Raw genomic sequence first — 6,943 nt, 5'->3', positions numbered from 1 at the left:
CGCGGGGTCCGTCGCGGCGGTGATGCGCGGCGACACCGCCCCCCGCGCGGTGGTCGCCGGGGTGGTCACGCGCACCTCGCGTGACGTCGCGGTGGGTGGCCTCGCGGACCTTGCGGGAACCCCGGTCACGCGCGACACCGCCTTCGACCTCGCCTCGGTGTCGAAGGTCGCGGCCACCACCACGGCTCTGCTGCGCCTGGTGAGCACGGGCGACCTCGGCGTCGACGACCCGGTCGACCGCTTCCTCCCGGGCACCGCGTGCGCTCCCGGCACCACGGTGCGCCACCTGCTGCAGCACCGCGCCGGACTGTGGGAGTGGCAGCCGCTGTACCTCGACCCCGCCCCCGCCGACGCGGTCGTGGACGCCCTGCCGCTGCGCTACGGCCTCGACGAGGGGCGGCACTACTCCGACCTGGGCTTCATCCTGCTCGGGCGCCTCATCACCGCGGTGACCGGCCTTCCGCTCGACGCCGCCGTGCGCGAGCTGGTGACCGCGCCGCTGGGACTCGCGCACACGGGCTACGGCCCCGTCGGCCCTCCCGTCGCGTCCTCCGGCATCGGCGACGCCGCCGAGCGCCGCATGGTGGCCACGGGCGACCCCTACCCGATCCTCACGTCGCGCCGGCACTTCCCGTGGCGGGAGGACGAGATCGCCGGCAGCGTCAACGACGGCAACTGCTTCCACGCGCTCGGCGGCGTCTCCGGGCACGCGGGCCTGTTCGGCACGGTCGACGACCTGCTCACGCTCGGCGCCGCGCTCGCCGACGCCGACCGGCACACCGACCTCTGGCACCCCGACGCGGTCGCCGACTTCTTCCGCGACGGCCCGGACGCCGGTCAGGCCCTGGGCTGGCGCAGCGACACCGTGCCGGTCGACGGCCGCCCCACGCGCCTGCTGTGGCACCCGGGCTACACCGGCTGCGCGCTCGGCCTCGTGCCGGCGACGGGGACCGCGGCCGTGCTGCTGAGCACCCGTCTCCTCGCAGCCGAGATCGCCCCGACCGAGACCCTGTGGCGTGCGGCGCTGCCCGCCCTCCTGGACCCCGAAGGAACGAGTACCCCATGAGCACCACCCCGCCCGTGCTGAGCATCGACGGCCTCGCCGTCGCCTTCCGGACCGGTTCCGAGCTGATCACCGCGATCAGCGACGTGAACATCGACATCGCCGCGGGCGAGACCGTCGCGGTGGTCGGCGAGTCCGGCTCGGGGAAGTCCACGACCGCCGCCGCCGTCAACCGCCTGCTCCCCGAGAACGGCGTGATCACGGCGGGCAGCATCCGCTTCGACGGGCGCGAGCTGACCGAGCTGCCCGAGAGCGCGATGATCTCGCTGCGCGGCGCCGGGATCGGCCTCGTGCCGCAGGACCCGATGTCGAACCTCAACCCGCTCATGCGCGTGGGGGAGCAGATCGGCGAGGCGCTGGAGGTGCACGGTCACACCAGCGGCGAGGCGACGAAGGTCCGCGTGGTCGAGCTGCTGGAGATGGTGGGCATCGCCGACGCCGCCCGGCGCGCACGGCAGTACCCGCACGAGTTCTCCGGCGGGATGCGCCAGCGCGTGCTGATCGCGATGGGGCTCGCGTGCAAGCCCCGGCTGCTGATCGCCGACGAGCCCACCTCGGCCCTCGACGTCACGGTGCAGCGCCGCATCCTCGACCAGCTCGACCAGCTCACCGACGAGCTCGGGACCGCGGTCTTCCTCATCACGCACGACCTGGCGCTCGCGGCCGAGCGCGCCGACCGCATCGTGGTCATGTTCCGGGGCCGCGTGGTCGAGGAGGGCACGTCCGCCCAGGTGCTGGGCAACCCGCAGCACGAGTACACCAGGCAGCTGCTGGCCGCGGCGCCGAGCCTCTCCTCCCGGCGCGACGCCCTGCCCGCGCGCACGGCCGCGACCGACGCCGTGCCGTTCGTGGAGATCCGCGACCTGCGCAAGGAGTTCCCGGTGCGCGGCGCCAAGGCCGGGGAGCCCCAGACCTTCACGGCGGTCGACGGTGTGAGCCTCACGATCCGCCGCGGCACGACCGTGTCGATCGTGGGGGAGTCCGGGTCGGGCAAGTCCACGACCGCGAACATGGTGCTGGGGCTGGAGGACGCCACCTCCGGATCGATCCTGTTCGACGGGCTCGACCTCACCACGCTGCGCCGCAAGGAGCTGTTCGCGCTGCGCCGCCGCGTGCAGCCGGTGTTCCAGAACCCCTACGCCTCGCTCGACCCGCGGTTCACCGTGGAGCAGTCGATCGCGGAACCGCTGCGCGTGCACCGCATCGGCACCGCGGCCTCGCGTCACGCCCGCGTCCTGGAGCTGCTGGAGCAGGTGGCGCTCCCGGCCGCGATGGCCGAGCGGCTGCCGCACGAGCTCTCCGGCGGACAACGGCAGCGCGTGGCGATCGCGCGGGCGCTGGCGCTCGAACCCGAGCTGGTGGTGCTCGACGAAGCCGTGTCGGCGCTCGACGTGCTGGTGCAGGCGCAGATCCTCGATCTGCTGGCGGAGCTGCAGACGCGCCTCGGCCTCAGCTACCTCTTCATCAGCCACGACCTCGCGGTCGTGCGGATGATCTCCGACGAGGTGCACGTGATGCAGCGCGGGGTCGTGGTCGAGAGCGGCACGCCGGAGCGCATCTTCGACGCTCCGCAGCACCCGTACACGCGGGAGCTGCTGGCGGCGATCCCCGGGGCCTCGCTGGCGTCCTGACCGCGGCCGGAGGCGACGGCCGCGGGCTCAGCGCTGGCGGTCGTCGTCGTCCCAGGGGCCTTCCCACCAGCCGGCACGCCCGTCGTCCGAGCCGCGGCCGCGACGGGAGCGCACGAACTGCACGATGATCACGGTGAGCGACGTGAGCCCGATCAGGATCAGCACGAGGAACAGCAGGTCGTTCTGGGTCATGGGCGTTTCCCCTCCGCGGCGTCCGCCACGATCTTCGCGATGCGGGCGGCCTTCGTCTCCGGTCGCTTGGCCATCGCGATGTGCGTGAGCCCGAACTTCTTCACCGACTTCGGGAACGCGTCCCAGTTCTCACGGGCGGCGGGGTCCGCGTCGAGTGCGGCCGTGAGCTCGGGCGGCTCGATGCCCGCCTCCGGTCCGTCGAGCAGGGTCCACGAGCCGTTGGCCTTCGCGACCTCCAGGGCCCGGACGCCCGCGGGGGCCAGCAGCCCGGCGGCCTCCAGCTCGGCGATGCGCGCCTTGTTCGTCGCCGCCCACCCGCTGTTGGGCCGCCGCGGCGAGAACCACTGGCCGTTCGTCTGGTCGTCGAAGCTGCGCACCGGGCCGTCGATCCACCCGAAGCACAGCGCCTGCCGCACCGCGTCCTCATAGCCGACGCCGACGGCGGAGCGGCCGCGCACGCTCAGCAGCCACACGCCCGCGGTGCGCTCGTGGTGCTCCTCGAGCCAGGCGCGCCAGGCCGCGGCGTCGGCCGCCGCGATCCGCTCGCCGTCGTCGAGGGCGCCCACGTCAGTCCTCGTCCAGCGTGGGGATCGATGCGGTGATGGTCGGCAGCAGGTCGGCGACGGAGTCGACGATCTCGTCGGGCCGGAACGGGTACTGCTCGATGCTGCGCCGATCGCTGATGCCGGTCATCACGAGCACGGTGTGCAGGCCGGCCTCGATGCCGGCGACGATGTCGGTGTCCATGCGGTCGCCGATCATGCCCGTCTTCTTGGAGTGCGCGCCGATCTTGTTCAGCGCCGAGCGGAACATCATCGGGTTGGGCTTGCCGACCACGTAGGGCTCCTTGCCGGTCGCCTTCGTGATGAGCGCGGCGATCGCGCCGGTGGCCGGCAGCACGCCGTCGATGCTCGGGCCCGTCGCGTCGGGGTTGGTGACGATGAACCGCGAGCCGTTGATGATGTGACGGATGGCCTTGGTGATCGCCTCGAACGAGTAGTTGCGGGTCTCGCCGACCACCACGAAGTCGGGGTTCGTCTCGGTCATGATGAAGCCCGCCTCGTGCAGGGCCGTGAGGATGCCGGCCTCGCCGATCACGAAGGCGGAGCCGCCGGGCAGCTGCTGGGCCAGGAAGTCGGCCGTCGCGAGCGCCGAGGTCCAGATGCGCTCCTCCGGGACGACCAGGCCGCTCTGCCGCAGGCGGGCGGAGAGGTCGCGGGCGGTGAAGATCGAGTTGTTCGTCAGCACCAGGTAGGGGATGTCGTTGCGCTCCCACCCGGCGAGCAGTTCGGAGGCCCCGGGGATGGCGTCGTTCTCATGGACGAGCACGCCGTCCATGTCGGTGAGCCAGCATTCGATGTCGTCACGGTGTGCCATGTGCTCAGCCTAGAGGCCGCGTGTTTCCGGCAGGTCTCAGGCGGTGATCCACACGACGCCGGCGCTTCCGTCGGGAAGGGCTCGCGCGACGCCGTCCAGGCGCACGCCGTCGGCGAGGACCTCGACGGTGCTGCCGACCGTGAGCCCCTCGGCCTCCAGGGCCCGCAGCAGGTCGGAGTCGCGGTCGTCGACCCGCAGCACGCGACCGCTGTGCCCCTCCGCGGCGTCGGCGAGCAGCACGAACGGCTCCCGCTCGATGTGCCCGTCGGCGTCGGGGATCGCGTCGCCGTGCGGGTCGAAGCGCGGGCGGCCCAGGCGGGCGTCGATGCCCTCGAGCAGCCGGTCGCTGATGGTGTGCTCCAGCACCTCGGCCTCGTCGTGCACCTCGTCCCACCCGTAGCCGAACTCCTGCACGAGCCAGGTCTCGATGAGGCGGTGGCGCCGCACCATCGCGAGGGCTCTGGTCGTCCCGGCTTCGGTCAACCGCACGGCACCGTAGGGCACGTGCGACACGAGCCCCGCGGCGGCGAGCTTCTTCACCATCTCGGTGACCGACGACGGGGCGATGCCGAGCTTGGCCGCCAGCACCGACGGGGTGATCGGGGCGTCCTGCCATTCGGTGTGGGCGTAGACGGTCTTGAGGTAGTCGTCAGCTGCGGGGGAGGCCACCCGTCCAGCCTACGCGGTGGCGTCGGAGGCTCTTTCGGCGCGCGCCCACGCGGTGAGGCCGTGGATGAGGGCGCGCACGCCGATCTCGAACGTGCGGCGGGCGGGGTCCGAGCTGAGGCGGGCGCGAGCGCGCTCGGCCTCGGCGAAGCTCGGGTAGGCGGGGGCGAGGTCGCCGGGCGACATGTTGTCCGCCGGGGCGAGGGCGTCGAGGGCGGATCCGATGATGAAGGACTCCAGGGCGACGATCGCGTCGACGATGGTGTCGGTGGGCCAGCCGTCGTCGGCGAGCAGGCGGGCGATCTGCTCGTAGTCGGCGAACGAGCCCTCGTCGGCGTCGATGGGGGAGGTGGCGAGCATGACCATCGCCTGGGGTGCGGCGATCGTGGCGTCGCGGTAGCTGTGCGCCCAGGCGAGGAGCGCGTCCTCCAGTGGCAGGGCCCCGGGCTCGGGGGTGGCGAGGTCGCGGCTGATCCGCCCGCGCATCGCCCGGATCACGGCGTCGCGGCTCTCGAAGTGGTGGTAGAGCGCCGAGGTGCGCACGCCCAGGGACTCCGCGAGCGCCGTCATCGTGAACTGCCGTGGTGTGCGCTCGGCGCTGAGCCGGAACGCCGCCGTGAGGATCCGCTCCTCGGTGAGCACCCTGGTCGACGGGCGGCCCACGCTGCGCGGGGATTTCGTCATCGTGGCTCACTCCTGCTCGGTGTCTGCTACTTTATTGAAACTCTTTCAATTCGCTCGAGGAAGAACGCCATGACGGGTTTCGACGCCGACACTATCGTCACCGGCGCGCGCGTCGTGACCATGGACCCCCGCCGCCCGGAGGCCTCGGCGTTCGCCGTGCGCGACGGCCGCTTCCTCGCGGTGGGCGACGACGCGCTCGTGCGGGAACTGCGCGGCCCGCGCACCGTCGTCCACGACCTCGCGGGAGCCGCGGTCACCCCGGGGCTCATCGACGCCCACCTCCACCCGCTGCAGGGGCTCGAGCTCACCGCCGGGGTCGACCTCGGCGGCATCACCACCGGCACCGGCTTCCTGGCGGCCCTGCGCGCCGAGGCCGACCGCGCGCTGCGCGACGACCGCGACCCGTGGGTGCGCGGCTGGAACCTCGACTACGACGTCTTCCACGAGCTCCCCATGACCGCCGATGCGATCGACGACGCCGTGCGCGGGCTCCCCGCCCTGTTCATCGTGTTCGACGGGCACACCGCCCTCGCCAGTCACGAGGGTCTCCGCCGCGCCGGCATCACCGGGCCCCGCGAGACCGACGACTCCTCGTGCATCGTCGTCGACGGCGACGGGCGGCCGACCGGGGAGCTGCGCGAGCTCGCGGCGTACGAGCCCGTGCGCCTCGCCGCCCCCGCCCTCGACCGCACGCAGACCCTCGCGGCGGGCCACGAGCTGCTGCGCGGACTGCGGGACTCCGGCCTCACGGGCGGCACCATCATGGACGGCGGCTTCGCCACGCTCGCCCTGCTCGACGGTCTCGAGCACGGCCCGGGTCTGCCCCTCCGCATCGTGTCTGCAATCGACCACGAGCCCGGGTTCGACGCCGACCGCACGGCGGAGAACCTGCGGATGCGCGACCGCCGCGGCGAGCGGTGGCGCGGCGGGGTCGTGAAGCTGTACGCCGACGGGGTCGTCGAGACGGGCACCGCGTGGCTGTACGAGCCCGATACGGCCGGCGGCGGCACGGAGCCCTTCTGGAAGGACGCCGCCGCCTACGCCCGCACCGTGCGGCGCTACGCCGACGCCGGCTTCCAGGTCGCGACCCACGCGATCGGCGACCGCGCGGTCGGCGAGGTCGTCGACGCCTACCTCGCCGCGGGCGCGCGCTGCGCCACCGGAGCCCCGCACCGCATCGAGCACCTGGAGACCACGACCGACCGCGACGTCGCCCGCATCGCCGCCGCCGGCATCACCGCATCGATGCAGCCGCTGCACCTGCAGTGGCGCAAGGCCGACGCCTCCGACGACTGGTCGCGGCGCCTCGGCCCCGCCCGGGCCGCCCGGG

At 73.1% G+C, this 6,943-nt stretch carries 8 protein-coding genes; 3 read left to right on the top strand and 5 right to left on the bottom strand.

The window, feature by feature from the left end; all coding sequences use genetic code 11:
* On the top strand, positions 1-1,066 hold a 1,066-nt coding region (locus tag DW299_RS07640; protein WP_136036238.1), incomplete at its 5' end, for a serine hydrolase domain-containing protein.
* Positions 1,063-2,694, top strand: coding sequence for an ABC transporter ATP-binding protein (locus DW299_RS07635; RefSeq protein ID WP_136036237.1), 1,632 nt, complete (start codon positions 1,063-1,065; stop codon positions 2,692-2,694). The genes DW299_RS07640 and DW299_RS07635, both read left to right, overlap by 4 nt.
* 27 nt (positions 2,695-2,721) lie before the next feature.
* Here DW299_RS07635 and DW299_RS18945 read toward each other — a convergent pair whose 3' ends face one another.
* The 5 genes from DW299_RS18945 to DW299_RS07615 are packed head-to-tail and all read right to left on the bottom strand — an operon-like array spanning position 2,722 to position 5,613.
* Positions 2,722-2,886: a hypothetical protein gene (locus DW299_RS18945; protein ID WP_168387172.1), complete on the bottom strand. Its 165-nt coding sequence runs from the start codon at positions 2,884-2,886 to the stop codon at positions 2,722-2,724.
* Positions 2,883-3,452, bottom strand: a complete 570-nt coding sequence (locus DW299_RS07630; protein WP_136036236.1) for a YdeI/OmpD-associated family protein — start codon at positions 3,450-3,452, stop codon at positions 2,883-2,885. Before DW299_RS07630 ends, DW299_RS18945 begins: the two co-directional genes overlap by 4 nt.
* A gap of 1 nt (position 3,453) precedes the next feature.
* A complete protein-coding gene (locus tag DW299_RS07625; protein WP_136036235.1) occupies positions 3,454-4,263 on the bottom strand; it encodes an HAD-IIA family hydrolase in 810 nt (269 codons plus the stop codon).
* A gap of 36 nt (positions 4,264-4,299) precedes the next feature.
* A complete protein-coding gene (locus tag DW299_RS07620; protein ID WP_136036234.1) occupies positions 4,300-4,932 on the bottom strand; it encodes a metal-dependent transcriptional regulator in 633 nt (210 codons plus the stop codon).
* A 9-nt stretch (positions 4,933-4,941) separates the two neighbouring features.
* Positions 4,942-5,613, bottom strand: a complete 672-nt coding sequence (locus tag DW299_RS07615; protein WP_136036233.1) for a TetR/AcrR family transcriptional regulator — start codon at positions 5,611-5,613, stop codon at positions 4,942-4,944.
* A 69-nt stretch (positions 5,614-5,682) separates the two neighbouring features.
* Here DW299_RS07615 and DW299_RS07610 point away from each other — a divergent pair.
* On the top strand, positions 5,683-6,943 hold a 1,261-nt coding region (locus DW299_RS07610), incomplete at its 3' end, for an amidohydrolase (RefSeq protein ID WP_136036232.1).

The organism is Microbacterium sp. K35, assembly GCF_004794375.1.
In the GTDB taxonomy this organism is placed as follows: domain Bacteria; phylum Actinomycetota; class Actinomycetes; order Actinomycetales; family Microbacteriaceae; genus Microbacterium; species Microbacterium sufflavum.
This window is presented reverse-complemented; position numbering and strand designations above follow the sequence as displayed.